Consider the following 25,827-nt stretch of genomic DNA (forward strand, 5'->3'; position numbering starts at 1 on the left):
AAATTTCAGGTATCAACAAGCGTTTAAAAGGCCTTTGCGACCCCCGGCGCGCACCTTGCACGACCACTGGCGAAATTTTCCAGGCTTTTTTCATGGCAGGGGTTTACAGCGCAAATGCCGCTCCGTATAGTGCGCGCCATCGACGACGGCAACGTTGTTGATGCTGCCCAGGTGGTGAAATTGGTAGACACGCCAGCTTCAGGTGCTGGTGATCGCAAGGTCGTGGAAGTTCGAGTCTTCTCCTGGGCACCAATTTCAAACTCAAGATTTCAACCTTGAGTCTCCAGAAACCCGCGAAAGCGGGTTTTTGCGTTTCAGGCCTTTGATTTCCAACGAAAAAATTTGATTTATATTTTCAAATCAGGGGTTTACAGATCAAAATGCCCGCCGTATAGTTCGCCCCATCAACAGCGGCAACGTTGCTTGATAAAGCCCAGGTGGTGAAATTGGTAGACACGCCAGCTTCAGGTGCTGGTGATCGCAAGGTCGTGGAAGTTCGAGTCTTCTCCTGGGCACCAAATTCAGATCAAACCCGCGAAAGCGGGTTTTTTCGTTTCCGGGGTTTGAAAACATCCCAGGCGATTTCCCCCTCCGCCCGCACTTGAGAAGTTTTATCGTTTATCCTTGCAATGATTTGTTGCATATAGCGAGGAACACTTCGGATGATGATCCGCGATAACCGACTCAAAACATCTCTTCTGCGTGGCCTGACCCTCACCCTGCTCGGCCTGACCCTGCTCTCGCCCGCCGCCTATTCCGCCGACAAGATCGCCCTGACCTTGTACAACGGCCAACACAAGGAAGTCGGCGATGAACTCGCCAAGGCCTTCGAAGCCAAGACCGGCATCCACGTCAACGTGCGCAAAGGCAGCAGCAACCAGCTGGCCAGCCAGGTCGTCGAAGAAGGTGACCGCTCCCCTGCCGACGTGATCTACACCGAAGAATCGCCGCCGCTGAACAAACTCGGCGAGCAAGGCTTGCTGGCGAAGATCGATGCCAGCACCCTCGATGTGCTGCCCAAGGATTATGTTGGCCGTAACGGCGACTGGATGGGCGTGACCGCCCGCACCCGCGTCGTGGCCTTCAACCCAAAACTGATTGCTGAAAAAGACTTGCCCAAGTCGGTACTGGATTTCGCCGGCCCCGAATGGCAAGGCAAGGTCGGCTTCGTACCCACCAGCGGTGCGTTCCAGGAACAAGCGGTGGCGATCATCAAGCTGCACGGTCGCGAAGCCGCAGAAGAATGGCTGACTGGCCTGCGCGCCTTCGGCAAGGTGTACAGCAACAATATGGTCGCCCTCAAGGCCGTGGAAAACGGCGAAGTGGCCACCGTGCTGGTGAATAACTACTACTGGTTTGCCCTGAAGAAGGAAAAAACCAATCTGGACTCCCAACTGCACTATTTCACTGATGGCGATGCCGGCGGCCTGATCACCGTGTCTTCCGCTGCCGCACTGAAATCCAGCAAGCACCCCAAGGAAGCCCAACAGTTGCTCGCCTTCATGGCCAGTGAAGAAGGCCAGCGCGTGATCACCAATACGTCGGCCGAATACCCGCTGCGTAAGGGCATGGAATCCAACCGTGGCCTCAAGCCGTTCAGCGAGCTGCAACCGCCGAAAGTCACCCCTGCAGACCTTGGCAACGCCGAAGAAGCCCTGGACCTGGAACGTGACGTTGGCTTGAACTGATGAACCCATCGCTATCCGCTGCAGCGTTCAGCCCCCGGCGCAAACGCCCTTCGGTCTGGCTTTTGTTGCCGGTGCTGCTGCTGGTCGGCTTGAGCCTGCTGCCGTTGGCATATGTCGGGCTCAAAGCCTGGCAGGCGGGCTGGGCGGAGGCGGTGCATCTGTTGTGGCGGCCCTACGTCTTTGGCCTGCTGCGCAACACCCTCGCGCTGATGGTCGGCGTGACCGTGACCTGCGGCGTGATCGGCCTGTCCCTGGCCTGGCTGCTAGAGCGCAGCAATCTGCCGGGGCGGCGCATCTGGGGCGTGATCCTGTGCCTGCCGTTTGCCGTGCCGGCGTTTGTCAGCAGCTTTACCTGGGTGTCGTTGAGTGCCAACTTCGAAGGGCTCGGCGGCGCGATCCTGGTGATGAGCCTGTCCAAATACCCGCTGGTGTTTCTTCCGGTCGCGGCGACATTACGCAACCTGGACCCATCCCTTGAGGAATCCGCCCGCACATTGGGGCTGAACCGCTGGGGCGTGTTCTTTCGCGTCACCTTGCCATTGTTATGGCCGTCGTTGCTGGCCGGAGCGCTGCTGATTGCCCTGCACATGCTGGTGGAGTTCGGCGCGCTGTCGATCATCGGCCTGCAGACGTTCACCACGGCGATCTACCAGCAATTCGAACTGGAATTCAGCAACGCCAATGCGGCGATGCTCTCGGCGGTGTTGCTGGTGATGTGCCTGACTCTGCTGTGGCTGGAGCTGCGAGTGCGTGGCAAAGGCCGGCATGTGCGCATCGGCCAGGGTGCGGCGCGACATGCCGAACAGGTCCAGCTGGGCAAGTGGGCACCATTGGGCCAGGTGTATTGCCTGGCACTGGCGATCATTGGCAGCGGCATTCCGCTGGGGATGCTCGGTTATTGGCTGGCGGTAGGCTCTTCCGCTGCATTTCCACTGGCTGAGATTGGTGAGGCGCTGCTCTCATCGCTCGCTTTGTCACTGGGCGGCGCGGCATTGTGCCTGGTGCTGGCGGTGCCGGTGGGCCTGCTGGTAGTGCGCTACAAAGGCCAGCTGGCGATCTGGGCTGAACGCCTGCCCTACCTGCTGCATGCCCTCCCCGGCCTGGTGATCGCGCTGACCCTGGTGTACTTCGCCCTGCATTACGTGCCGGCGTTGTACCAGACCTCGGCGTTATTGCTGATCGCTTATGCGTTGCTGTTTTTGCCGTTGGCCCAGGCGCCGATTCGTACGGCACTGAACAAGGCGGCGCCACAGCTGGAAGAGGCCGCACGTACGCTGGGCGCGTCGTCGCTCAGTGCGTTTTGTCGGGTGACATTGCCGATTATTTTCCCGGCATTGGGCGCGGCGTTTGCGCTGGTGTTTCTGGATGCGATGAAGGAATTGACGGCGACGTTGCTGCTGAGCCCCACGGGGCTGAATACCTTGGCGACGGCCGTGTGGGCGCATACCTCGAATGTGGAGTTTGCGGCGGCGGCGCCTTATGCGGCGTTGTTGATACTGGTGTCAGGGTTGCCGGTGTATCTGTTAACAACCCGCATGTACTTGAGCCGCTGAGATCGCTATCGGGAGCAAGCCCCCTCCCACACTTTGATTTGTGAACACATTCAAGTGTGGGAGGGGGCTTGCTCCCGATGAGGCCGGCACAGACAGCGTTAAGCCCGGAACTGCCCCAGGCTCGCCTTCAACTGCGCCGCCAACCCATCCAGCACCTTGCCACTGGCCGTAGTCTCTACCACCGCCTGCGCCGCACGCTCTGCCTGGGCGTGGATCACTTCGACCCGCCCGCGCACCGCATGCGCGCCTTGAGCCTGATGCTCGGCTGCGCGCGTTGCCAGGCCGATGGCCGCGTGCACTTGCTCCACCGAAGCCTGCACCGTCTGCTGCAAGCGCACACTGTCGCGCAACACCAGCAAACCTTCATTGGCCTGGCGCCCAGCCTTGCCGATGGTTTCCACCGCCTCACGCGCACCCTGCTGCAACGCCACGATATGCGCCTGGATATCGCCGGTGGAGCTCTGGGTCTTGCTGGCCAGCGCACGCACTTCGTCCGCCACCACCGCAAAGCCGCGTCCGGTTTCGCCGGCTCGTGCCGCTTCGATAGCCGCGTTGAGGGCGAGCAGGTTGGTTTGCTCGGCGATGCCGTGGATCACGGTCAGCACCACTTCGATTTGCTCGCTTTGCTGCGCGAGGCGCTCGATGACCAAAGAACCGGCCTGGACCTGCCCCGCTAACGCCTCGATCAAGCTGCCGACTTCGGCCGAGGTGCGCGAGTTCTCATCCGTGGCTTGGCGAATATCCACGACCTGCTGCAACGCTGCCTGCATCGCGTGACTTTCGGCCTGGGCCTCGTCGGCCATTTGCGAGAGTGCGCGCAAACTCTCAGCCACTTCGTCGCGCTGCAGGCCAGCCGCGGCGTCGGCGCCAGCATTGCGCAAGGTCATGGCGCCGATTTCCACGCCGGTCCGCTGGGCCACTTCGCCCGCCTCACGCACGATGGGTTGCAACTTATCCACAAAGCGATTGACCGCCGAGGCCATATCACCGATTTCGTCCTTGCTGTTGATCTGCACGCGCTTGGTGAGGTCGCCCTCGCCTGCCGCCAGGTCATCCATGGCCGCGATCAGAAGCTTCAGGCGATTGACCACGCGCCGACCGAGCACGATGGCGATCAGTAGCAACACGCCAAGCCCCACCAAAGCCAGGCCCATGCCGATGCGCCAACGCAGGGTGCCTGCCGCCTCTTGCACGGCGCTGGCGGTGTTGGCAGTCATTTGGGTAGCGGTGGCCTGCGCCGATTGCAGCCTGGCGCCCATGGCGCTGGCACTGTCAGCCGCAGCCCCCTTGAGGCTGTCGCCCACCAGCTGATCACCGCTGGCGATCAGCGCGGCAAAGCGCTTATCCAATGCTTGCAGATCGGCCTCGACCGCGGCGGTGGACACGCCCATGCGCACCTTGCCGATTTCCACGCCGTTGGGGCTGATGGAGGCTTCGACGTAATACACCGAAGGATCTGTCTTTGCCGCATCCAGCACTTTATCCAGGGCACGCTCACCTGCGCCCTTTGCCAGCAGGGCCTGGTTGATCGGGTTTTCACGATTCAGGTAACGGGTCAGGTGCTCCCCTGCCGCATCGTCATAGACCACGAACAGCACGTTGGGATTGCGCTGGGCGCGTCGTGCAAACTCGGACAGCGTCGGCACATCACTGTCCCACATGGCGCGGGGTGCCACCGAGGCCAGTAGCTGCGCCATGTCGTTGGCGGAGTCCTGCAGGTCTTTTTCCAGGGTCGCACGCAGTTGCTTCTGCTCTTCCTGCAGGCGCGTGGAAAGCCCGGCTGTCAGGCGCTGGCGGGTGCTGGTGGACAAGCTGTCCAGGCTGGACGTGACTTCCTTGCCAGCCTGGGCCAATTCGCCAGACAGCTTCTGGCTATCGATGCCAAGGCGATTGCCCAAATCCGCCTCTAGCGCGGTGACAGTGCTCCGCGTCAGAGCGACCGCTACCAGCACTTGCACCAAAAGAGCGATACCAAGGGTAACGAACACCGGCCGCAACAGACGGCTTTGTAACAATGAGAGAACGGCAGACATCGGGAATCCCTCCACCACGGGTGCCATTATTTTGATAGCACCGCGAAAGAGAGAAACATAGCAAGGGTCGTGCCGCTTGGCCCGCAGATACGACAAAGGGCTCCCGAAGGAGCCCTTTGCTTTTTACATCAACAGTTTATTAAGCGAACGGGTGGCGCAGAACGATGGTCTCGTTGCGGTCCGGGCCCGTCGAAATAATGTCGATCGGTGCGCCGATCAGCTCTTCCACGCGCTGGATGTAGGCGCGGGCGTTGGCTGGCAGTTCTTCTAGGGTTTTGGCACCCACGGTCGACTCGGTCCAGCCCGGCACTTCTTCGTACACAGGCTGCAGGCCTACGTAGCTGTCAGCGTCAGTCGGAGCAACGTCGTTGCCTTGCGCATCTTTGTAGCCGACGCAGATGTTGATGGTTTCCAGGCCGTCGAGTACGTCCAGCTTCGTCAGGCAGATGCCCGAGATGCTGTTCACATCGATAGCGCGACGCAGGATAACGGCGTCGAACCAGCCACAACGGCGAGCACGGCCAGTGGTCGCGCCGAACTCGTGACCTTGCTTGGCCAGGTGTGCACCGACGTCGTCGAACAGCTCAGTCGGGAATGGACCCGAGCCAACACGGGTGGTGTAGGCCTTGGTGATGCCCAGGATGTAGTCCAGGAACATCGGGCCAACACCCGAACCGGTGGCAACGCCGCCCGCGGTGGTGTTAGAGCTGGTCACGTACGGGTAGGTACCGTGGTCGATGTCGAGCAACGAACCCTGGGCGCCTTCGAACATGATGTCTTTGCCAGCGCGACGCAGGTCGTGCAGCTCGGCCGTCACGTCCAGCATCAGCGGCTTGAGCAGCTCAGCGTATTCCTTGCACTCGGCCAGAGTCTTTTCGAACTCGATGGCTGGCTCTTTGTAGTAACCCACCAGCATGAAGTTGTGGTAATCCACCAGTTCACGCAGCTTGTCTTCAAAGCGCGGCATGTTGAGCAGGTCGCCCACACGCAGGCCACGACGTGCAACCTTGTCTTCGTAGGCTGGGCCGATGCCGCGACCGGTCGTACCGATCTTCAGCTCGCCACGGGCCTTTTCACGGGCCTGGTCCAGCGCAACGTGGAAGGACAGGATCAGCGGGCAGGATGGGCTGATACGCAAGCGCTCGCGCACCGGTACGCCTTTCTCTTCCAGCTTGGTGATCTCGCGCAGCAGGGCGTCAGGTGCAACCACCACGCCGTTGCCGATCAGGCACTGCACACCTTCGCGCAACACGCCCGACGGGATCAGGTGCAAGACGGTTTTTTCGCCATCGATGACCAGGGTGTGGCCAGCGTTGTGGCCACCTTGGTAGCGCACTACGGCGGCAGCATGTTCGGTCAGCAGATCAACGATCTTGCCTTTGCCCTCATCACCCCATTGGGTGCCCAGGACTACGACATTCTTACCCATAACACTTGTCCTCATTCGCGCAAACTTGGTGCCGGCGATGGCCGGCAGGAAAACTCAAGAAGCCAGTGGCGATACTTGCCAAAGCCCGTTCTGCTGAATCAATTGCCGGTCGCAGTCCGCTTCACGGGCGGCGGCCAATGGCTGCCCAGGCAAAGCCTGGACCACACGCTGACCCTCACTGCGTAACTGGCAAACCTGCTGCCAGAGCGCTGCGTCCGTACTGTCGGGCATCCAGATGCCACCAGACGGCAGCTCGACCTCAGCACGCCCCAGGGTCACCAGGGTTTTCAAATCGGTGGAAAAACCAGTGGCCGGACGCGCACGACCGAAGTCGGCACCGATATCGTCGTAACGACCACCTTGGGCGATGGCTTGGCCAACACCCGGGACAAATACCGCGAACACCACACCTGTGTGGTAGTGGTAGCCGCGCAACTCACCCAGATCAAAATACAGCGGCAGCTGCGGGAAACGCGCCGACAAGCGCTCGGCAATCGCCAGCACGTCATCGAGTGCCGCCAATACCGGCGCCGGCGCCTTGGCCAGACGCTCACGCGCAGCCACCAGCACTTCGCGGCCACCGCACAGGTCAACCAGCGCACGCAGCATGCCGGCCAGCTCTGCAGGTACACCCTCGGTGAGGGCGATCACTTCGTCGATGGCCTTGCGTTGCAGGGCATCGAACAATTGTTGCTCCACTTCACCGGACAACCCGGCCGCACGGGCCAGGCCACGGTAGATACCGACATGGCCCAGGTCCATGTGGACATCCGGCACATCAGCCAGTTGCAGCATGGCCAGCATCAGGCTGATCACTTCAACATCGCTGCTCGGGCTGGCATCGCCGTACAACTCGGCGCCCAACTGGATCGGGCTACGGGAGGACGACAAGGCGCGTGGCTGGGCATGCAGCACGCTGCCGGCATAGCACAGGCGGCTTGGGCCTTCGCGGCGCAGGGTGTGCGCATCGATGCGCGCCACTTGCGGCGTGATGTCGGCACGGAACCCCATTTGCCGGCCCGATTGCGGGTCGATGACCTTGAAGGTGCGCAGATCCAGGTCCTGGCCCGCGCCGGTCAGCAGGGATTCCAGGTACTCGATATGGGGAGTCACGACAAACTCGTAACCCCAGCTCTGGAACAGATCCAACACCTGGCGACGCGCTACTTCAATGCGCGCAGCTTCTGGTGGCAGTACTTCTTCGATGCCATCTGGCAGCAGCCAGCGGTCTACCGTTGCCATTACGCCATTCCCCTATGATCCGGGCGGCCAGCCCTCGGCCGAGCCTTGAGTGAAGCAGAAAATACCCGCCCATTGCATAAACCACGCGCAAGAGCGACGTGACGAACGGCCTGCAAACGGCCTCGTCGGGCACTTTCCTCGAAAAACCTGTCACGCCTGCCGAATCAAACATGCAGACGCAAAAAAGCCGGGAATTTCCCGGCTGCCGCATCATACACCCGTTTTCTGAAAGGATCACCCCGCCAGGCATTTTAGCCGCCCGACGGAGTGCGCCCTACAGAATCACAGGCTGGTTACTTGGACTTTTCCAGGTAGCGGAAGAAGTCGCTGCTTGGGTCCAGCACCATGACGTCGGTTTTGTTCGCGAAGCTTTCACGGTAGGCGCGCAGGCTACGGTAGAACGCGTAGAACTCCTGGTCCTGGCCGTAGGCCTTGGCGTAGATCGACGCCGCTTGAGCATCACCATCACCACGGGCCTCCTCAGACTCGCGATAGGCTTCTGCCAGCAGGACACGGCGCTGACGGTCGGCATCCGCACGGATACCTTCGGCCAACTCGTTACCCTTGGCGCGGTGCTCACGGGCCTCACGCTCACGCTCGGTGCTCATACGTTCGAACACGCTGCGGTTCACTTCCTTGGGCAGGTCAATGGCCTTGACCCGGACATCGACGACTTCGATACCCAGCTCTTTTTCCGCCATTGTGTTCAGCGAACGCGTGATGTCAGCCATCAGCGCATCACGCTCACCCGATACCACCTCGTGCAGGGTGCGCTTACCAAACTGGTCACGCAGGCCCGATTCCAGACGACGCGACAAACGCTCGTCGGCAATCTGCTTGAGGCCGGAAGTAGCAGTGTAGAAGCGCTCGGCATCCTTGACGCGCCACTTGGCGTAGGCGTCAACCATCACGGCTTTCTTTTCCAGGGTCAGGAAACGCTGTGTCGGTGCATCCAGGGTCATCAGGCGGGCGTCGAACTTGCGCACCTGGTTGACGTAGGGGACTTTCACATGCAGGCCCGGCTGGACATCCGCCTGGACCACGCGACCGAATTGCAGCAGCACCGCACGCTCGGTCTGAGCCACGATGTAGAAGCAGTTCCAGGCAGCGATGACCACGACGACGCCCACAATCAGGGCGGTCAGCGATTTATTGCTCATCAACGACTCTCCCTGGTACGTGTTTGCTGTTGCAGCAAGTCAGCGGCCGCACGGGCGCTCGCTTCATTGGCAGCGGCATTCGAACCGGTGGACGGTGCGCTGGTGCCGCTACGACCACCTTCGATCATCTTGTCCAGCGGCAGGTACAGCAGGTTGTTCTGCCCACCTTTGCTGCCGGTCACGAGAACCTTGCTGGTGTTGCTGAAGACTTCCTGCATGGTGTCCAGGTACAGACGCTCACGCGTGACTTCAGGTGCCTTGCGGTACTCGGCAACCAGCTTGGTAAAGCGATCCGCCTCACCCTTGGCGCGGGAGACCACTTCGTCGCGGTAACCGTTGGCATCTTCAAGGATGCGCTGGGCCTGACCACGGGCTTCCGGCACGACGCCGTTGGCATAGGTTTCAGCCTGGTTACGCGAACGCTGCTCGTCTTCACGGGCGCGAATCACGTCGTCAAAGGCTTCCTGCACTTCACGCGGTGCCGCTGCGCTCTGTACGTTCACCTGGGTAACGGTGATACCGGTGCGATAGGTATCGAGGAAGCGTTGCAGACGCTCCTTGATTTCGCTGGCCATCAATTCACGACCTTCGGTGAGCACCTGGTCCATGGCGGTGGAACCCACCACGTGGCGCAGGGCACTTTCGGTTGCGTGCTGCAGGCTGATTTCCGGCTGATCAACGTTCAGCACGAAGTCCTGCAGGTTGCTGATCTTGTACTGCACGGTCAGCGGCACTTCGACGATGTTCTCGTCTTCGGTCAGCATCTGGCCCTGCTTGGTGTACGCACGCTCACGCGTGACGTTCTCCATGTACTTCTTGTCGATCGGCGGGAAGTAGATGTTCAGGCCAGGGCCGACCGTTTCGTAGTACTTGCCGAAGCGCAGCACCACGGCTTGCTCCTGCTCGTCCACTACGTATACGGCGCTGTACAGCCAGACGGCTGCCAGCACGACAAGACCCAGGCCCAGCAAGCCGTAGCCGCCGCCCTTGCTTGTGCGACCGCCTTCGTCACCACCGCGTTTTTTCCCACCACCGAACAACCCATTCAGGCTTTCCTGCAGCTTTCGGAAGGCCTCGTCGAGATCCGGTGGCCCCTTGCGGTCGCCGTTATTGCGGCGCTTACCACCCCAAGGATCCTGATTATTCGAGTTGCCACCCGGCTCATTCCAAGCCATAGCGCTCTCCATCTGATAAAGCAAAGACGCACCCACGGCGCGCCGACTAATGCTACAGAATGCCTGCTACTGCGGCACAACCGCTTTAGGAGGCTTTTATTGCAAAGTGTGTTGTTCGATGAACTCTGCCGGTACAACACCCTCTCGACTGACCAGCCGATTGAGTTCCGAGCGCGGCAATCGAACGGCCAGCAAGCTGACACCTTCTTCGTCGTGTTCTTCTTTCTGTACCGCGCCCAACTCGAAAAACTGTGCACGCAGCCGAGCAAACCGCTGCGGCAAGCGCAGGGTGCCGACGAACAAATCGCTGCCGAGCAATTCGGCAATGGCCTGTTCAAGCAGCTCCAAACCACTGCCATCACGCGCCGACAACCAGACCCGCTGGGGCTTGCCGTTTTCGTCGCGCTGGATTTGTGGCTCAACGCCTTCAAGCAAATCGAGTTTGTTATAGACCTCGAGGATCGGCAAGTCCTGGGCGCCAATCTCGCCCAGCACCACCATGACCTGCTCAATCTGCAACATGCGATCCGGTTCGGCCGCATCGATCACGTGCAAGAGCAGGTCGGAATTGCTCGACTCTTCGAGCGTAGACCGAAATGCCTCGACCAGCTTGTGGGGTAAGTGACGAATGAAACCCACCGTATCGGCCAGGACAATCGGCCCCAGGTCGTCAATATCCAGACGGCGCAAAGTCGGGTCGAGGGTGGCAAACAGTTGGTCGGCCGCGTACACGTCCGATTTCGTCACGTTATTGAACAGCGTGGATTTGCCGGCGTTGGTATAGCCCACCAGGGAAACGGTAGGGATATCCGCACGGGAACGACCACGGCGCGACTGCTCGCGCTGGCTGCGTACTTTCTCCAGGCGACCCTTGATCTGGCGCAGGCGAACCCGCAGCAAACGCCGGTCGGTTTCCAACTGGGTTTCACCCGGGCCGCGCATGCCGATACCGCCACCCTGGCGCTCAAGGTGAGTCCAGCCGCGAACCAGCCGGGTGCTCATGTGGTCAAGCTGGGCCAGTTCGACCTGGAGCTTGCCTTCATGGGTACGGGCGCGTTGGGCAAAGATATCGAGGATCAGGCCGGTACGGTCGATTACGCGACACTCGAAAACACGTTCGAGGTTACGTTCCTGACTGGGCGTGAGAATGTGATTGAAGATCACCAGATCGGCTTCTTCGGCATGAACCAGGTCGCGCAACTCCTCGACCTTGCCACTGCCAATCAGGTATTTGGCGGTTGGCCGATGACGCGGCACGTTAAAAAACGCAACGGTCTCGGCGCCGGCCGAATTTGCCAACTCCTGAAACTCCTGCGGATCTTCGCGCGCCTCAGGGTCCTGTCCATCCAAGTGAACGAGGATTACTCGCTCACCACCACCGTGGCGCTCAAAGAACAAAGGAGACTCCTATCAAGCGTTACCTGGCTCAGCGTCACCCGGTTCATCACCTGCTGCACTAGGCAGACGGATTGGACGAACTGGAACGACTGTCGAGATAGCGTGCTTGTAAACCATCTGGCTGACGGTGTTTTTCAGCAGGATAACGAACTGGTCGAATGACTCGATCGTGCCTTGCAGCTTGATACCGTTGACCAGGTAGATGGAAACCCCAACTTTCTCTTTACGTAAAGTATTCAAGTAAGGGTCTTGTAGCGAATGCCCTTTTGACATGTGCCGCACTCCTTTAAGGATCAATAATAAAAATCGGAAAATAGATAGCTTATGGCCGTCACACCCCCAAGGATAGACGGCAATTGCAAGGACTCAGCTCAATATGGAGACCGTTCCCAAGTATTTCAAGGCGCGTGACAGATTGTCGCTGTCCAGGCTGTCCAACCAGTGCAAATCGCTCCAGCTGCGCAGCCAGGTGAACTGGCGCTTCGCCAATTGGCGCGTGGCAATGATGCCGCGCTCCTGCATTTCGGCTGACGTCAGCTTGCCATCCAGATGATCCCAGACTTGGCGGTAGCCTACAGCACGTATCGAAGGCAGCCCGGCATGCAGGTCACCTCTTGAACGCAGTGCTACGACCTCCTCCACAAACCCCTGTTCCAACATAATTGTGAATCTTTGTGCAATTCGTTCATGCAGCACCTGGCGATTTGCCGGAGCGATGGCCAGATTCGCCACAGTATAGGGCAATTGTGACTGCCCAGATGCGCCTGCATCAGCACTTTGCGCACTTTGTTTCAGCCTGTGTTCAGTCATGGTCTGGCCGCTTACACGCCAGACTTCCAAGGCACGGGTGAGACGCTGGGGATCATTGGGGTGAATGCGTGCCGCGGACACCGGGTCCACGGCCGCCAACTGGTCGTGCAAGGCTTGCCAGCCAAGGCGTGCAGCTTCTTCTTCGAGTTCGGCACGCACGTGGGCGTCGGCGGGCGGCATATCGGCCAGACCTTCCTGCAAAGCCTTGTAGTAGAGCATCGTGCCGCCCACCAGCAGCGGAATATTGCCCCGCGCGGTGATCTCGGCCATGGCCGCCAGGGCGTCGCTACGAAAATCCGCCGCCGAATAGCTCTCGGCCGGGTCGATGATGTCGATCAACGTGTGGGGATACTGCGCCAACAGCTCTTTAGACGGTTTGGCCGTACCAATGTCCATGTCCCGGTAAACCAGGGCAGAGTCGACACTGATCAGCTCGCAGGGCAGCACCTTGGTCAGCTCGATGGCCAGGTCGGTCTTGCCGGAGGCCGTGGGGCCCATCAGGAAGATCGCGGGGGGCAAGGCACTCATCAACGGCCGCGCAGGAAGAGTTTGTCCAGATCGTCCAGGCCCATTTGGGTCCAGGTCGGTCGGCCATGGTTGCATTGGCCGCTGCGCTCGGTGTTTTCCATGTCGCGCAGCAGGCCGTTCATTTCCGGCAGGGCCAGGCGACGATTGGCGCGGATGGCGCCGTGGCAGGCCATGGTGCCGAGCAGTTCGTTGATATGTGCCTGGATGCGGTCACTGGTGCCGTATTCCATCAGGTCTGCCAACACGTCGGCCACCAAGCGGTTGGCTTCGGCCTGCTTGAGCAGCGCGGGAATCTGACGGATTGCCAGGGTTTCCGGGCCAAGGCGTTGTAGCTCAAAGCCCAGTTTCTGGAACACGCTGTGGTGCTCTTCGGCGCAATCGGCCTCGCGCTGGCTCACCGCCAGGGATTCGGGCACCAGCAGTGGCTGGCCGCTGAGGCCTTCACTGGCCATGGCGATCTTCAGGCGTTCGTACATGATCCGCTCGTGGGCGGCATGCATGTCCACCAGCACCAGGCCATGGGCGTTTTCCGCCAGAATATAGATACCCTTGAGCTGCGCCAGGGCATAGCCCAGTGGCGGAATATCACCGCCGCCTTCCGGCAACGAGGGAGCAGCGCCCGGCTCGGCACCCGGCAGCGGCGCGAAAAACTCACGGTAAGCCGCCTGGGCCTCAGCCACCGGTACGGTCGATTGCGGACGCGGCGTGTATTGATACTGATAACCCGCGCCGGCACCCGAGTTCGGCGCCGTATAGGTCGGTTGCGGCTGCGGCGATTGCAGCAGGTTGGCCGCCAGGCTCATTTCACCTTGCGGGCCGAACTCACCGGCTTCCGGCCCGCTTGGCCGTACTACCGCCGTGACAATCGGCGCTGACAGCTGATCATCCGGACGCACATCCCCCAGGGCGCGGTGCAGCGTGCCATACAGGAAGTCATGCACCATGCGCCCGTCACGGAAACGCACTTCGTGCTTGGTCGGGTGCACGTTGACGTCGACCACCGATGGATCGACCTCAAAGAACAACACAAACGTCGGGTGCCGCCCGTTGAACAGCACATCGCGATAAGCCTGGCGCACCGCGTGCGCCACCAGCTTGTCGCGTACCGCCCGGCCATTCACAAAGAAGTACTGCAAGTCGGCCTGGCTACGGGAAAACGTCGGCAACCCGACCCAGCCCCACAGCCTCAGGCCATTGCGTTCGATCTCGATCGGCAGCGCCTGCTCCAGGAACCCGCTGCCGCACACCGCCGCCACCCGCCGAGCGCGCGCGGCGTCGTCGTTGGCTTCGTGCAGGCTGAGGATGGTCTTGCCGTTGTGGCGCAGGTGAAATGCCACATCGAAACGCGCCAGGGCCAGGCGCTTGATGACTTCTTGCAGGTGGTCGAATTCGGTTTTCTCGGCCTTGAGGAATTTGCGCCGCGCCGGGGTGTTGAAGAACAGGTCGCGCACTTCCACCGAGGTACCCACCGGATGCGCAGCCGGCTGGACCCGAGGCGCCATGTCGCGGCCTTCGGTTTCCACTTGCCAGGCCTGCTCGGCGCTGCGCGTGCGGGAAGTCAGGGTCAGGCGGGCCACGGAGCTGATGGAGGCAAGAGCCTCACCGCGAAAGCCCAGGCTCATGACCCGCTCAAGGTCTTCCAGGTCACGGATCTTGCTGGTGGCGTGACGGGCCAGGGCCAGCGGCAGGTCATCGGCGGAGATGCCGCTGCCGTCGTCACGCACTCGCAGCAGCTTGACGCCGCCCTGCTCCACGTCGACATCGATACGCTTGGCACCCGAGTCGATGCTGTTTTCCAGCAGTTCCTTGATCACCGACGCCGGGCGCTCAACCACCTCACCCGCGGCGATCTGGTTGGCAAGACGCGGGCTGAGCAGTTCGATGCGCGAGCCGCTGTTCAAGATGGATTCGCTCATTACTGCGCCGCCAATTCAGTGCCAGGAATGGTCAATACCTGGCCGACTTTCAATTCATCAGTCTTCAGATTATTGGCGCTGCGCAGGGTAGCGGCCGACACCTGGAAACGCACGGCCAGCATCGCCACGGTGTCGCCGGGCTGCACGCGATGGTCACGGGGGCCCTGGGCGATCTTGCCTGAGTCGCGCAGCCAGGCGATATACGTACCCGGCGGCGGGTTCTGCTGGAAGAACTGGCGCACGCCGGCGCTGATGGAGCGTGCCAGCGCCTGCTGGTGGCTGGAACTGGCCAGTTTCGAGGCTTCATTGGCGTTGGAGATAAACCCGGTTTCCACCAGGATCGACGGGATATCCGGCGACTTCAACACCATGAATCCAGCCTGTTCCACGCGCTGTTTGTGCAGTGAGGTGACGCGACCGATGTTGCTCAGGACTTTCTGGCCGACGTTCAGGCTGGAGGTCAGCGAGGCGGTCATCGACAGGTCGAGCAGCACGCCAGCGAGCATTTTGTCCTTGTCATCGAGGGACACGTTGCCGGCCCCGCCGATCAAGTCGGAACGGTTTTCACTGTCCGCCAGCCAACGGGCGGTCTCGGAGGTTGCGCCGCGATCCGACAGGGCAAACACCGAAGCACCAAATGCAGCGGTCGAAGGCGCGGCGTCGGCGTGAATGGACACGAACAGGTCCGCGCCCTTCTTACGGGCAATTTCGGTACGGCCACGCAACGGGATGAAGTAGTCACCGGTGCGGGTCAGCTCGGCGCGGTAGCCTTTCATGCCGTTGATCTGGCGCTGCAGCTCGCGGGCGATCGCCAGTACCACGTCTTTCTCATGCTGGCCGCGGGAGCCGGATGCACCCGGGTCTTCGCCACCGTGGCCGGCGTCGATCACCACGATAATGTCGCGCTTGCCTGCCGGTGCGGGCGGCGGCGGTGGCAGCTTGACCTGGGGTTGCGACGGGTTGACCGGCACCGCAGGCACGGTCGCCACGCTTGGTGTCGGCGCAGGCGGCGGTGCCGCGTCGGCGGGGTTGTCGAACAGGTCGACCACCAGCCGGTTGCCGTATTGGGCGTTGGGCGCCAGCGAGAAACTCTTTGGCGTCACGGCCTTTTTCAGGTCGATGACCACGCGCAGGTCGGTCGGCGTACGCTGGGCCGAGCGCATGGCGGTGATGGGCGTGTTGGCGGTAGAGACCTTCAGCGGCGCGGCCAGGCTCGCACCGTTGATGTCGATCACCAGGCGATCAGGCGCCGTCAGGGTAAAGACGCTGTGCTGGACCGGGCCAGACAGGTCGAACACCAGTCGCGTGTTATCCGGCGCTCGCCACAGGCGAACACTTTTTACCTGTGAAGCAGCCAGAGCATTGACAGTCATTGCCGCAAGCAACACCCCCACGACAGCAACCAACGCGCGAAAGCGCATACCTAACCCCACCAATTTTATTTGAATTCCAATGCCAGAGCGGCGCACCACACTTCAGCGCGCGCGCTCTGGGGCAACAACTTCAGCTGACGTCCATGCTCATGCGGCGTAATGGTAATGGTCAGGTCCGGCTTTGGCAAAAAGCCTGTGCCTTTATCTGGCCATTCGATCAGGCACAGCGCATCTTCGTCGAAGTAATCACGGATGCCCATGTACTCCAGTTCCTCGGGATCCACCAGGCGATAGAGGTCGAAGTGGAAGGCGCGCACGCCACCGATCTCGTAGGGTTCGACCAACGTGAACGTCGGGCTTTTGACCGCGCCCGTATGGCCCAGACCGCGAATAATCCCTCGGGATAATGTGGTCTTGCCAGCGCCCAGGTCACCTTCGAGGAAGATCAGCCCCATGCCGGCCGTGGCCTGGGCAATAAGACGACCAAACGCGACCATGGCATCTTCATCCGCCAGGAAAAGGCTTACTTCAGGCACGGCGACTGCTCCTCCAACAATTGACGAATGGCAGGGATCAGGTCGCTGGCAGCCAGGCCACGGCCAAAGCTGCCTTGGCGATCTCCCGCGGTAGCGTGCAACCACACGGCCAGGCAACTTGCGTCATAGGCAGGCATGCCCTGGGCCAACAATGCACCGACCAGGCCAGCCAGGACGTCACCGAGCCCTGCGGTGGCCATGGCCGGATGACCCTGATCACAACGGGCAACCCGTCCGTCCGGGCTGGCAATCAAACTGCCAGCCCCCTTGAGGATAGCCACTGCATTGAATGTCTGGCTCAACGCGCGCGCCACCTTAAGGCGGTCCGCCTGAACCTCGGCTGTCGAAATACCCAACAAGCGCGCCGCTTCGCCCGGATGCGGAGTGATCACGCTGTCGGCCGGAAGGCTGACACTGCCGGTGGCCAGCCGATTCAAGGCGTCGGCGTCCCAGACTTGCGCCTGCCGAGCGTTGGCTGCCACGGACAGCAGACTCTTCCCCCACGCCGCAGCGCCTAAACCCGGGCCAATCACGATGACCGAGATTTTTTCCAGCAAGCCCATCAACTGGTTGGCCGAGCTGACGCCCACCGTCATCACTTCCGGAAGCCGGGCCAGCGCAGCCGGCACATGCTCGGGCCGAGTCGCCAGGGACACCATGCCGGCGCCGCTGCGCAGGGCGCTCTCGGCACTGAGCAACGCAGCACCGCCAACGCCGCGGTCGCCACCGATGACCAATAAGTGCCCGAACAGGCCCTTATGGGCGTCCGGGGAACGTGCAGCCAGCTGCGGCAAATGGCCGGGCAACAATAGCTGAACGTCGGTTATTTCGTGTTTTGTCTGAGGCATGCGTCTTCAAGCTCCGATGTCTGGCAGAATTATACGCATCTAACCTGTGGTTTCCCGTGTCTCATGCCTGCTATTACCTCCGATCTGCCCGCCCTCGCCCAATCGATCAAAGACTGGGGCCGCGAGCTGGGCTTTCAACAAGTCGGCATCAGCGGCCTCGACCTGGCTGAGCATGAACAGCACCTGCAGCGCTGGCTCGACGCGGGCTACCACGGCGAGATGGAGTACATGGGCGCCCACGGCAGCAAACGCTCCCACCCCGACGAGCTGGTGCCCGGCACTTTGCGCGTGGTGTCGCTGCGCATGGACTACCTGCCCGGCGACACCCAAATGGCACAACTGCTGGCTAAGCCGGAAAAAGCTTATATCTCGCGTTATGCCCTGGGCCGCGACTACCACAAGCTGATCCGCAAGCGCGTGCAGCAACTGGCCGACCGCATTCAAGCGCAGATCGGCCCGTTTGGCTTTCGCGCCTTTGTCGACAGCGCTCCCGTACTGGAAAAAGCTATCGCCGAACAAGCCGGCCTCGGTTGGATCGGTAAAAACACCCTGGTACTCAACCGCAAGGCCGGCAGTTATTTCTTTTTGAGCGAACTGTTTGTGGATTTGCCGTTACCGGTGGATCCACCCCACACAACCGAGCACTGTGGCCGCTGCACCGCGTGCCTGGACATCTGCCCCACCAACGCCTTCGTCGGCCCTTACGTGCTGGATGCCCGGCGCTGCATTTCCTACCTTACCATCGAGCTCAAGAGCGCGATCCCCGAAGACCTGCGCCCGTTGATCGGCAACCGTGTATTTGGCTGCGATGACTGTCAGATCGTTTGCCCGTGGAATCGTTTCGCCCGGTCCACCGCCGAAAGCGATTTCAAGCCACGGCATAACCTGGATAACGCAGAACTGGCCGAGTTGTTTATGTGGGACGAGGATAAATTCCTCAGCAGCACCGAGGGCTCACCCTTGCGCCGTGCCGGTTACGAGCGTTGGTTGCGAAACCTGGCAGTGGGCCTGGGCAATGCGCCGTCGAGCATTCCGGTGCTGGAAGCCTTGAAGGCGCGGCGGGACTACCCGTCGGAGTTGGTGCGCGAGCATGTGGAATGGGCGCTGAACCAGCACGCTACACGCTAATGAACGTCGTCGTTGTAGACGAACTTGGGCATTTCCCAGTGGAAACGGATAGCCAACAGGCGCAGTAGGAAGCCGCTGAACAGCGTCAGCAGAATCGCCTGCTCGCTGGGCAGCTCCAGATACAGGCACAACAGGTAGAACCAGGCGGCCAGGAACGACACGCTGGCGTACAGCTCACGGCGGAAGATCAGCGGGATGTCGTTGCAGAAGATATCCCGCAGGATGCCGCCGAAGACACCCGTGATAACCCCGCTGACCGACGCCACCAACATGCCGTGGCCCATTTCCAGGGCGGTCATGCAGCCGATCAAGGTGAACGCCACCAACCCCAAAGCGTCCAGAGCCAAAAACAGCGAGCGCAGGCGCCGCATCAGCGGTGCGATGAAAATCGTCACCAGTGCAGCGATGGAGGTCAGCACCAGGTATTCCGGGTGCTTGACCCACGTCAGCGGGTAGTGACCGAGCAGCACATCGCGCACCGAGCCACCGCCCAAGGCCGTCACGCAGGCGATCAGCACCACGCCAAACCAGTCCATGCCGCGCCGGCCGGCGGACAAGGCGCCGGTCATGGCTTCGGCGGTGATGGCGACGAGGTAGAGCATCAGCAGCATGATGGCGATCCTTGCAGAGAGGCCGGCAGTCTAATCATTTGCTGATGGCACCAAAAGGGGGCGCTTGGCGAAAGACCGCGTCGCCCCCTTCGCGAGCAAGCCCGCTCCCACATGTGTGCCGCGTTCGTCATGGCGACTCGGTCAAATGTGGGAGCGGGCTTGCTCGCGAAGGCGCCGGGCCAGGCGCCACATATTCAAGCCTTGATGAAATGCTTGCGGTAATGCTGCAACTCGGCAATCGACTCGCGAATATCATCCAGCGCAAGGTGCGTGCTGCCTTTATGGAAGCTGTCCTTGACCTCCGGCGCCCAGCGCGCAGCCAACTCCTTGAGCGTCGACACATCCAGGTTGCGATAGTGGAAGTAGCTCTCCAGCGCCTTCATATGCGTATAAAGGAAGCGTCGGTCTTGGCAGATGCTGTTGCCGCAGATCGGCGACTTGCCCTTGGGCACCCACTTTTCCAGGAAGGCGATGGTTTCGGCTTCGGCTTCGGCCATGCTGATGCGGCTGTCGCGCACGCGCTGGGTCAGGCCGGAGTTGCCGTGGGTGCGGGTGTTCCACTCGTCCATGGTGGCAAGCACGGCGTCGCTGTGGTGGATGGCGATCACCGGACCTTCGGCCAAGGTGTTGAGGTTGCTGTCGGTGACAATGGTCGCCATCTCGATGATGACGTCGGTGTCAGGGTTCAGACCGGTCATTTCCAGATCGATCCAAATCAGGTTCTGTGGGTTTTGCATGGCTTGATTCTCTTGGCACCTTGGCGTAGCTGGGCAGTTTAGCAGGCGGGGGCGTGCTAGACTCGCGACCGTTTTACCTAACCTTTGCATTATCGACACGGAACACCAATGGCCAAACGCCAGCTCAATCGTCGCCAAAACTGGCGCATCGAAAAGATTCAAGGTGAGCGCGCCGCACGCGCCGCCAAACGTGAATCCTCCGCCGTGGAAGCGCTCGAGGGCGGCGACCTGGGCCCTGAACAAACCGGCCTGGTGATCGCACACTTTGGTGTGCAGGTCGAAGTCGAGGCGCTGGAAGGCGAACTCGCAGGTTCGGTCTCCCGGTGCCACCTGCGCGCCAACCTGCCTGCACTGGTCACTGGCGACAAAGTGGTCTGGCGTGCCGGCAACCAGGGCATCGGCGTGATCGTTGCCCAGTTGCCGCGCAGCACCGAGCTGCGCCGCCCCGACAGCCGCGGCCAGCTCAAGCCGGTGGCCGCCAACGTCGACATGATCGTGATCGTGTTCGCACCACTGCCAGAGCCCCATGCCAACCTGATCGACCGCTACCTGGTCGCGGCCGAGCATGCCGGCATTCGCCCGCTGTTGCTGCTGAACAAATTCGACCTGATCGACGAGCAGAACGCCCCGGCGCTCAATGCGTTGCTGGCGGTCTATCGCACCTTGGGCTACCCGGTGCTGGAAGTCTCGGCCCATCACGGCAACGGCATGGAACAGCTGCAACAGCAGTTGGACGGGCGTATCAGCGTGTTCGTCGGCCAGTCTGGCGTAGGCAAGTCGTCGCTGGTCAACAGCCTGTTGCCGGAAGTCGAGACCCGTGTCGGCCCGTTGTCGGAGTTGTCCGGCCAGGGTACCCACACCACCACCACCGCGCGGTTGTTCCACTTCCCCGGTGGCGGTGAGTTGATCGACTCCCCGGGTATTCGTGAATTCGGCCTCGGCCACGTCAGCCGCAGCGACGTGGAAGCGGGCTTCATCGAATTCAACGACCTGATCGGCACCTGCCGCTTCCGCGACTGCAAACACGACCGCGAGCCGGGCTGTGCATTGCTCAAGGCCCTGGAAGATGGCCGAGTGCAGCAGCAGCGGATGAACAGCTATCGGTCGATTATTGCGAGTTTGCCTGAGAGCAGTTACTGAGCTGCCCAGCTAGATACAACAAGGCCGCGATCATCGCGGCCTTGTTGTATCTGGAGCTTACGACCCCGGCACAGGCACCGTAGGATCCTTCACCCCACCGTCATCAAACAGGTTCAGCTTCTGCCGCAACTCATGGGCCGGCAGTGGTTCCTGCTCAGGCGGTAGCGCGTTCGGGTCGGCTGGCACTTCGCCGGGCGCACCGTCACCCTGGGTCGGTACCGGTGGCGGCGGCTGGTCACCTTCAATCGCACGCTGGGCTTTTTTGGTCAGCACCACGATATCGATACGGCGGTTGATCGGGTTGAACGGGTCTTTGGGATCAAACAGTTGCGAGGAGGCAAAGCCCACCACACGCGCCACTTGCGGGTCCGGATAGCTACCGGCCACCAACGCACGGCGGGCGGCGTTGGCGCGGTTGGCCGAGAGTTCCCAGTTGCCGAAATCACCCTGCCCAGCGTAGGGCTTGGCATCGGTGTGGCCACTGACGCTGATCTTGTTCGGCACCGCCTTGATGGTGTCGGCCATGGCCAAAAGAATGTCTTCAAAGTATGGCTTCAAGCGCGCACTGCCGGAGTCGAACATCGGCCGGTTGGCAGCGTCCGTGATCTGGATGCGCAGCCCCTCCGGGGTGATTTCGAAAGAAATCTGATCCTTGAATTTCAGCAGTTGCGGGTTTTCCTCAACCTTGGTCTGCAACTCCTGCAGCAACAGTTCCAGGCGTTCCTGCTCGACCTGCTCAGCCATGGTTTCAACCGTATCGCGCTCGATCGGGATTTTTTCCTGGGGCGATTCGGTCTGCACTTCCGGGTTGATGGTGCGCTCAGGCGCCAACTGCGGTGAGCCGCCCAGGTCGATGACAAACGGCGTGCCACTTTCCGAAAAGCCAATCGGGTCTTTGAAGTAACCGGCGATGGCGATCTTCTGTTCCGGCGTGGCGGTGGACATCAGCCACAGCACCAGGAAGAACGCCATCATCGCCGTGGCAAAGTCGGCGAAGGCGATTTTCCAGGCACCACCATGGTGCCCCGCAGCGAAGCGCTTGACGCGCTTGATGATGATCGGCTGGTTGTTTTCCATGGCTTAGCGACCGCGAACCGCTTGTTCCAGCTCGGAGAAACTTGGGCGATGTTTCGGGTACAGCACCTTGCGTCCGAACTCCACGGCCAGCGACGGCGGCATGCCCGACGCGGACGCCACCAGGCACGCCTTGATCGCTTCGTAGAGGTTGACCTCTTCCTTGGCATCGTGGGCCAGGGAGGTGGCGAGAGGGCCGAAGAAACCGTAGGCGGCGAGAATACCGAAGAAGGTACCCACCAACGCCGCACCGACGTGCATGCCAATGGCAGCTTGATCGCCCTCGCCAAGGGAGGCCATGGTCACCACGATACCGAGTACTGCCGCGACAATACCAAAGCCTGGCATACCGTCGGCGATCCCGGTCACGGCGTGCGAAGGATGCTCCAGTTCTTCCTTAAGGCTGAACAACTCCATATCGAACAGGCCTTCCAGCTCATGGGGAGCCATGTTGCCCGAGGACATGATGCGCAGGTAATCACAGATATACGCGGTCATGCGCTCGTCTTTGAGCACAGCCGGGTACTTGGCGAAAATCGGGCTGGCCGCGGCGTCTTCGATATCGCCTTCGATCGCCATCATGCCTTCGCGGCGGCTCTTGTTGAGGATCTCGTAGATCAGCCCCAGCACTTCCAGATAGAAGGTGTGGGAGAAGCGCGAACTGAACATGCCCAGCGACTTCTTGATCACGTGCATGGTCATGTAGCCGGGGTTGGCCTGCAAGAATGCGCCAAACGCGGCACCGCCAATAATCAGCACTTCGAAAGGCTGGATCAACGCGGCGATTTTACCGTGGGACAAGACGTACCCGCCGAGCACACTTGCGATGACGACAATGATGCCGATAATTTTAGCCATAGGAGATGGGTACTTGCGCCGTCGGGTTCATGGACATATTGGGTACTGCGGAAAACTCTTGTTCTACTTATCGGCAAAACTGCGCCAGACTATAGCCCGTTAAGGCGAAAAGCCAATTCGGCCCGTTCCGGGCGTGTAGACCGCAAGTGATGATCGCGCCCCAATCATGGCAATTGAAACGACAGCCCCAACGACCAGACCCACCACCCTCGCCGCTTGGATCAAGTGCCTGGACGACGTGCTGCTGCCCGTGCCACAGGCCAGCCATGAGCGCGTGTGCAAAGCCATCCGCGATAGCCGCAGTTCATTGCGAGACATTGCCGAGCTGATGCAAAACAGCCCGGCCCTGGTGCTGAGCGTGATGCGCGAAGCCAACAATCAAGCCCACGGTAGCCTGGCGGAACCAGCGGAAAACCTCGAAGTGGCGCTGAACCGCCTTGGCCTCAAGCGTGCCGAGGAACTGCTGGCGCGCCTGCCTTCGGTGCCAGCCCATGAGATCCCGGTGGCGTTGCGCCAGCTGCTGTTGATCAGCCAGCACGCGTCCCAGCAAGCCAACGGTTTGTTCGGCAGTCGCCTGGCGCGGTTGTGGCAGGACATCCACTGGGGCAGCCTGCTGTTTCTGTCGCCACTGTGGCCGATGGCTGCCTCGTTCCCCAAGCTCTTGGAGGAATGGGAGCTGCGGGTAATCCACAAAGGCCAGTCAGCGCGCCAGGTCGAGCAAGAGTTGTTCGGCGTGCGCTTGGTGGACCTATGCCTGGGCCTGACCGACGCCTGGCACCTGCCAATCTGGGTCTCACAGGGCTACAAGCTGCTGCAGGCGGAGCAGCGCTTGCTGGTCAAGGCGCTGCACATTGCTCGCGAAGACGACGCCCTGCGCCACCAGCAATTGCTCGACGCCGAACCCAACCTGCGCCGTTGGCTGAACCAGCCGGCCAACACCGTGCTGCTGGCCAATGGCCTGGCGATGTCGGCCCAGGAGTCCTGGACCTGCCCGCATACCGAGCGCTGGCAGTACCTCACCGCGCTGTACCTGCAGGTGCCGTTGAGCGACGTGCAGCAGCAGGTGCACCAGCAAGCGGTGACAAGCGCCCGCACCACCTTGATGCCCGACCTCTGGCACCCGGCGCTGTCGCTGATCTGGCCTTGGCATGTGCAGAAGGTCCATCGCGGCTTGTTGCCGGCACCTCCTCCCACCGCAGAAGCCCTGGCCGTATGGCGCAAGCACTGCACCGAGTTGCTGGTGGAACCGAGCCGCTTCGCCAATGCCATGCACATGACTACCTGTGCCAAGGAAGCCTTGGTTGCCAGTGGTATGCAGCGGGTGTTGCTGTTCATGGCGGACCGCGCCTTGAGCACCTTGCGCGTGCATCAAGCTGACGGCCTGCCCAAGGACGCCGCGCACTTGAGCCTGGATGTGGTCAACAGCACATTGCTGCAACGCCTGCTGGAAAAGTCCGCACAGGTGCGGCTCGGCCCCGACAACCATGCGCAGTTCTCCGCACTGCTGCCCCCCATCCTGCGTCGCTTGTTTATCGGCGAGCACCTGCTGTTGCGCTCACTGAGCTGCAACGGCCGCGTGGTGATGCTGATCGTCGCGGACCAGGGCGGCGGGCCGTTCTCGGAAACCACCGTGCAGGCGTTCGGCAAAACCGCTCAATGCATCGAAAAGGCCCTGCACAGCTTTACCAACCGCAGCGCCTGATGCTTGCGCTACAATCGCCCTCCTTTATCGCCAACATTTGTGCCCAGGAGACCTCACATGCCTGACTTCTCTGGCTTGCCGCTGGTGATCGAATCCAGCGACCTGATCGGTCGCCTGGATGCCGAACACCTGATTCTGGTGGACCTCACCAGTGCCGCCCGCTACGCCGAAGGGCATATCCCCGGCGCGCATTTCGTTGATCCCAAGCGCACCCAACTGGGGCAGCCCCCGGCACCCGGCTTGCTGCCCCACAAAGCCGACCTGGAAAAACTGTTCGGCGAACTGGGCCACACCCCGGACGCGACCTACGTAGTCTATGACGACGAAGGTGGCGGCTGGGCCGGGCGTTTTATCTGGATGCTCGACGTGATTGGCCACCAGAAATATCACTACCTCGACGGCGGCCTGCTGGCATGGCTGGAGGAAAAGCTTGCGCTCTCCACCGAAGTACCCGCCCCCGCCGGCGGCCCGGTCAGCCTCACGCTGCACGACGGCCCAACCGCCACCCGCGAATACCTGCAAAGCCGTCTCGGTGCTGCCGACCTGGGCATCTGGGACGCCCGCGGCCCGCTGGAATATTCCGGTGAGAAAGTGCTGGCAGCCAAGGGTGGCCACATCCCCGGCGCAGTGAATTTCGAATGGACCGCTGGTATGGACAAGGCCCGCAACCTGCGTATCCGCCGTGACATGCCGCAGATCCTCGAAGGCCTCGGGCTGACCCGCGATAAAGAAATCATTACCCACTGCCAGACTCACCACCGTTCTGGCTTCACCTACCTGGTGGCCAAGGCGCTCGGTTATCCGCGAGTCAAAGGTTATGCCGGTTCCTGGGGCGAATGGGGCAACCACCCCGACACCCCCGTTGAGATTTAAGGTTTAAGGACAGTT

At 61.2% G+C, this 25,827-nt stretch carries 22 protein-coding genes and 2 tRNA genes; 8 read left to right on the forward strand and 16 right to left on the reverse strand.

Annotation, left to right across the window (positions count from 1 at the left end):
* The first annotated feature begins 165 nt into the window (after window positions 1-165).
* The 4 genes from JFT66_RS06215 (at window position 166) to JFT66_RS06230 (ending at window position 3,241) form a co-directional block, all read left to right on the forward strand.
* Window positions 166-252, forward strand: a tRNA-Leu gene (locus JFT66_RS06215).
* A 179-nt stretch (window positions 253-431) separates the two neighbouring features.
* Window positions 432-518, forward strand: a tRNA-Leu gene (locus JFT66_RS06220).
* Window positions 519-662: 144 nt separating this feature from the next.
* Window positions 663-1,688 carry an iron ABC transporter substrate-binding protein gene (locus JFT66_RS06225; RefSeq protein ID WP_034117449.1) on the forward strand — a complete coding sequence of 342 codons (1,026 nt, stop codon included), beginning with the start codon at window positions 663-665 and terminating at the stop codon, window positions 1,686-1,688.
* Window positions 1,688-3,241, forward strand: coding sequence for an ABC transporter permease (locus tag JFT66_RS06230; RefSeq protein WP_153838739.1), 1,554 nt, complete (start codon window positions 1,688-1,690; stop codon window positions 3,239-3,241). Before JFT66_RS06225 ends, JFT66_RS06230 begins: the two co-directional genes overlap by 1 nt.
* 98 nt (window positions 3,242-3,339) lie before the next feature.
* Here the strand turns inward: JFT66_RS06230 and JFT66_RS06235 are convergent, their stop codons facing one another.
* From JFT66_RS06235 to JFT66_RS06290, 12 genes are all read right to left on the reverse strand, one after another.
* Complete coding sequence (locus JFT66_RS06235; protein WP_198858981.1) at window positions 3,340-5,274, reverse strand: methyl-accepting chemotaxis protein; 1,935 nt, start codon at window positions 5,272-5,274, stop codon at window positions 3,340-3,342.
* A gap of 139 nt (window positions 5,275-5,413) precedes the next feature.
* The gene (locus JFT66_RS06240; protein ID WP_034117446.1) at window positions 5,414-6,703 is read right to left on the reverse strand and encodes an adenylosuccinate synthase; all 1,290 of its coding nucleotides are present in this window, start codon (window positions 6,701-6,703) and stop codon (window positions 5,414-5,416) included.
* Between the two features lie 54 nt (window positions 6,704-6,757).
* The gene (locus JFT66_RS06245; protein WP_034117445.1) at window positions 6,758-7,945 is read right to left on the reverse strand and encodes an ATP phosphoribosyltransferase regulatory subunit; all 1,188 of its coding nucleotides are present in this window, start codon (window positions 7,943-7,945) and stop codon (window positions 6,758-6,760) included.
* A 293-nt stretch (window positions 7,946-8,238) separates the two neighbouring features.
* The gene (hflC, locus tag JFT66_RS06250) at window positions 8,239-9,105 is read right to left on the reverse strand and encodes a protease modulator HflC (protein WP_017849753.1); all 867 of its coding nucleotides are present in this window, start codon (window positions 9,103-9,105) and stop codon (window positions 8,239-8,241) included.
* Window positions 9,105-10,280 carry an FtsH protease activity modulator HflK gene (gene hflK / locus JFT66_RS06255; RefSeq protein WP_034117444.1) on the reverse strand — a complete coding sequence of 392 codons (1,176 nt, stop codon included), beginning with the start codon at window positions 10,278-10,280 and terminating at the stop codon, window positions 9,105-9,107. Before hflK ends, hflC begins: the two co-directional genes overlap by 1 nt.
* 96 nt (window positions 10,281-10,376) lie before the next feature.
* Window positions 10,377-11,678, reverse strand: coding sequence for a ribosome rescue GTPase HflX (gene hflX / locus JFT66_RS06260; protein ID WP_034117443.1), 1,302 nt, complete (start codon window positions 11,676-11,678; stop codon window positions 10,377-10,379).
* A 12-nt stretch (window positions 11,679-11,690) separates the two neighbouring features.
* Window positions 11,691-11,951 (reverse strand): RNA chaperone Hfq, encoded by a 261-nt coding sequence (gene hfq, locus JFT66_RS06265; protein WP_034117442.1) that lies wholly within the window; start codon window positions 11,949-11,951, stop codon window positions 11,691-11,693.
* 93 nt (window positions 11,952-12,044) lie between these two features.
* A complete protein-coding gene (miaA, locus tag JFT66_RS06270; protein WP_198858982.1) occupies window positions 12,045-13,016 on the reverse strand; it encodes a tRNA (adenosine(37)-N6)-dimethylallyltransferase MiaA in 972 nt (323 codons plus the stop codon).
* Window positions 13,016-14,932, reverse strand: a complete 1,917-nt coding sequence (mutL, locus tag JFT66_RS06275) for a DNA mismatch repair endonuclease MutL (protein ID WP_442963593.1) — start codon at window positions 14,930-14,932, stop codon at window positions 13,016-13,018. Before mutL ends, miaA begins: the two co-directional genes overlap by 1 nt.
* Window positions 14,932-16,353, reverse strand: a complete 1,422-nt coding sequence (locus JFT66_RS06280) for an N-acetylmuramoyl-L-alanine amidase (RefSeq protein ID WP_034117439.1) — start codon at window positions 16,351-16,353, stop codon at window positions 14,932-14,934. Before JFT66_RS06280 ends, mutL begins: the two co-directional genes overlap by 1 nt.
* Before the next feature lie 17 nt (window positions 16,354-16,370).
* Window positions 16,371-16,841, reverse strand: coding sequence for a tRNA (adenosine(37)-N6)-threonylcarbamoyltransferase complex ATPase subunit type 1 TsaE (gene tsaE / locus JFT66_RS06285; RefSeq protein ID WP_162524898.1), 471 nt, complete (start codon window positions 16,839-16,841; stop codon window positions 16,371-16,373).
* Complete coding sequence (locus JFT66_RS06290; protein WP_198858983.1) at window positions 16,829-17,689, reverse strand: NAD(P)H-hydrate dehydratase; 861 nt, start codon at window positions 17,687-17,689, stop codon at window positions 16,829-16,831. The genes tsaE and JFT66_RS06290 overlap by 13 nt, the downstream gene beginning before the upstream one ends.
* Window positions 17,690-17,752: 63 nt before the next feature.
* On the opposite strand from JFT66_RS06290, the gene queG reads away from it, so the two are divergent.
* A complete protein-coding gene (queG, locus tag JFT66_RS06295; protein ID WP_034117436.1) occupies window positions 17,753-18,817 on the forward strand; it encodes a tRNA epoxyqueuosine(34) reductase QueG in 1,065 nt (354 codons plus the stop codon).
* Here the strand turns inward: queG and JFT66_RS06300 are convergent.
* A complete protein-coding gene (locus JFT66_RS06300) occupies window positions 18,814-19,431 on the reverse strand; it encodes a trimeric intracellular cation channel family protein (RefSeq protein ID WP_198809709.1) in 618 nt (205 codons plus the stop codon). The genes queG and JFT66_RS06300 overlap by 4 nt on opposite strands.
* Before the next feature lie 191 nt (window positions 19,432-19,622).
* Window positions 19,623-20,165, reverse strand: a complete 543-nt coding sequence (gene orn, locus JFT66_RS06305; RefSeq protein WP_010213620.1) for an oligoribonuclease — start codon at window positions 20,163-20,165, stop codon at window positions 19,623-19,625.
* A 108-nt stretch (window positions 20,166-20,273) separates the two neighbouring features.
* On the opposite strand from orn, the gene rsgA reads away from it, so the two are divergent.
* Window positions 20,274-21,305, forward strand: a complete 1,032-nt coding sequence (gene rsgA / locus JFT66_RS06310; RefSeq protein ID WP_034117434.1) for a small ribosomal subunit biogenesis GTPase RsgA — start codon at window positions 20,274-20,276, stop codon at window positions 21,303-21,305.
* Window positions 21,306-21,362: 57 nt separating this feature from the next.
* Here the strand turns inward: rsgA and motB are convergent, their stop codons facing one another.
* Together motB and motA are read right to left on the reverse strand one after the other, a co-directional pair.
* Window positions 21,363-22,382 carry a flagellar motor protein MotB gene (gene motB / locus JFT66_RS06315; protein WP_153871535.1) on the reverse strand — a complete coding sequence of 340 codons (1,020 nt, stop codon included), beginning with the start codon at window positions 22,380-22,382 and terminating at the stop codon, window positions 21,363-21,365.
* A 3-nt stretch (window positions 22,383-22,385) separates the two neighbouring features.
* Window positions 22,386-23,237, reverse strand: coding sequence for a flagellar motor stator protein MotA (motA, locus tag JFT66_RS06320; RefSeq protein WP_005784209.1), 852 nt, complete (start codon window positions 23,235-23,237; stop codon window positions 22,386-22,388).
* Window positions 23,238-23,403: 166 nt separating this feature from the next.
* Between motA and JFT66_RS06325 the strand changes: the two genes are divergently transcribed.
* Window positions 23,404-24,939: an HDOD domain-containing protein gene (locus JFT66_RS06325; protein ID WP_198858984.1), complete on the forward strand. Its 1,536-nt coding sequence runs from the start codon at window positions 23,404-23,406 to the stop codon at window positions 24,937-24,939.
* A 57-nt stretch (window positions 24,940-24,996) separates the two neighbouring features.
* On the forward strand, window positions 24,997-25,812 hold the full coding sequence (gene rhdA, locus JFT66_RS06330; protein ID WP_153871537.1) for a thiosulfate sulfurtransferase: 816 nt from the start codon (window positions 24,997-24,999) through the stop codon (window positions 25,810-25,812).
* Window positions 25,813-25,827 lie beyond the last annotated feature (15 nt).

The organism is Pseudomonas sp. MF6755 (genome assembly GCF_016405635.1).
Classification (GTDB): domain Bacteria; phylum Pseudomonadota; class Gammaproteobacteria; order Pseudomonadales; family Pseudomonadaceae; genus Aquipseudomonas; species Aquipseudomonas haemolytica.

Coding starts and splice junctions, on each gene's coding strand:
- JFT66_RS06225 (WP_034117449.1), top strand. CDS start 663: ATGATGATCCGCGATAACCGACTCAAAACATCTCTTCTGCGTGGCCTG.
- JFT66_RS06230 (WP_153838739.1), top strand. CDS start 1,688: ATGAACCCATCGCTATCCGCTGCAGCGTTCAGCCCCCGGCGCAAACGC.
- JFT66_RS06235 (WP_198858981.1), bottom strand. CDS start 5,274: ATGTCTGCCGTTCTCTCATTGTTACAAAGCCGTCTGTTGCGGCCGGTG.
- JFT66_RS06240 (WP_034117446.1), bottom strand. CDS start 6,703: ATGGGTAAGAATGTCGTAGTCCTGGGCACCCAATGGGGTGATGAGGGC.
- JFT66_RS06245 (WP_034117445.1), bottom strand. CDS start 7,945: ATGGCAACGGTAGACCGCTGGCTGCTGCCAGATGGCATCGAAGAAGTA.
- hflC (WP_017849753.1), bottom strand. CDS start 9,105: ATGAGCAATAAATCGCTGACCGCCCTGATTGTGGGCGTCGTCGTGGTC.
- hflK (WP_034117444.1), bottom strand. CDS start 10,280: ATGGCTTGGAATGAGCCGGGTGGCAACTCGAATAATCAGGATCCTTGG.
- hfq (WP_034117442.1), bottom strand. CDS start 11,951: ATGTCAAAAGGGCATTCGCTACAAGACCCTTACTTGAATACTTTACGT.
- miaA (WP_198858982.1), bottom strand. CDS start 13,016: ATGAGTGCCTTGCCCCCCGCGATCTTCCTGATGGGCCCCACGGCCTCC.
- mutL (WP_442963593.1), bottom strand. CDS start 14,932: ATGAGCGAATCCATCTTGAACAGCGGCTCGCGCATCGAACTGCTCAGC.
- JFT66_RS06280 (WP_034117439.1), bottom strand. CDS start 16,353: ATGCGCTTTCGCGCGTTGGTTGCTGTCGTGGGGGTGTTGCTTGCGGCA.
- JFT66_RS06290 (WP_198858983.1), bottom strand. CDS start 17,689: ATGCCTCAGACAAAACACGAAATAACCGACGTTCAGCTATTGTTGCCC.
- queG (WP_034117436.1), top strand. CDS start 17,753: ATGCCTGCTATTACCTCCGATCTGCCCGCCCTCGCCCAATCGATCAAA.
- orn (WP_010213620.1), bottom strand. CDS start 20,165: ATGCAAAACCCACAGAACCTGATTTGGATCGATCTGGAAATGACCGGT.
- rsgA (WP_034117434.1), top strand. CDS start 20,274: ATGGCCAAACGCCAGCTCAATCGTCGCCAAAACTGGCGCATCGAAAAG.
- motB (WP_153871535.1), bottom strand. CDS start 22,382: ATGGAAAACAACCAGCCGATCATCATCAAGCGCGTCAAGCGCTTCGCT.
- motA (WP_005784209.1), bottom strand. CDS start 23,237: ATGGCTAAAATTATCGGCATCATTGTCGTCATCGCAAGTGTGCTCGGC.
- JFT66_RS06325 (WP_198858984.1), top strand. CDS start 23,404: ATGGCAATTGAAACGACAGCCCCAACGACCAGACCCACCACCCTCGCC.
- rhdA (WP_153871537.1), top strand. CDS start 24,997: ATGCCTGACTTCTCTGGCTTGCCGCTGGTGATCGAATCCAGCGACCTG.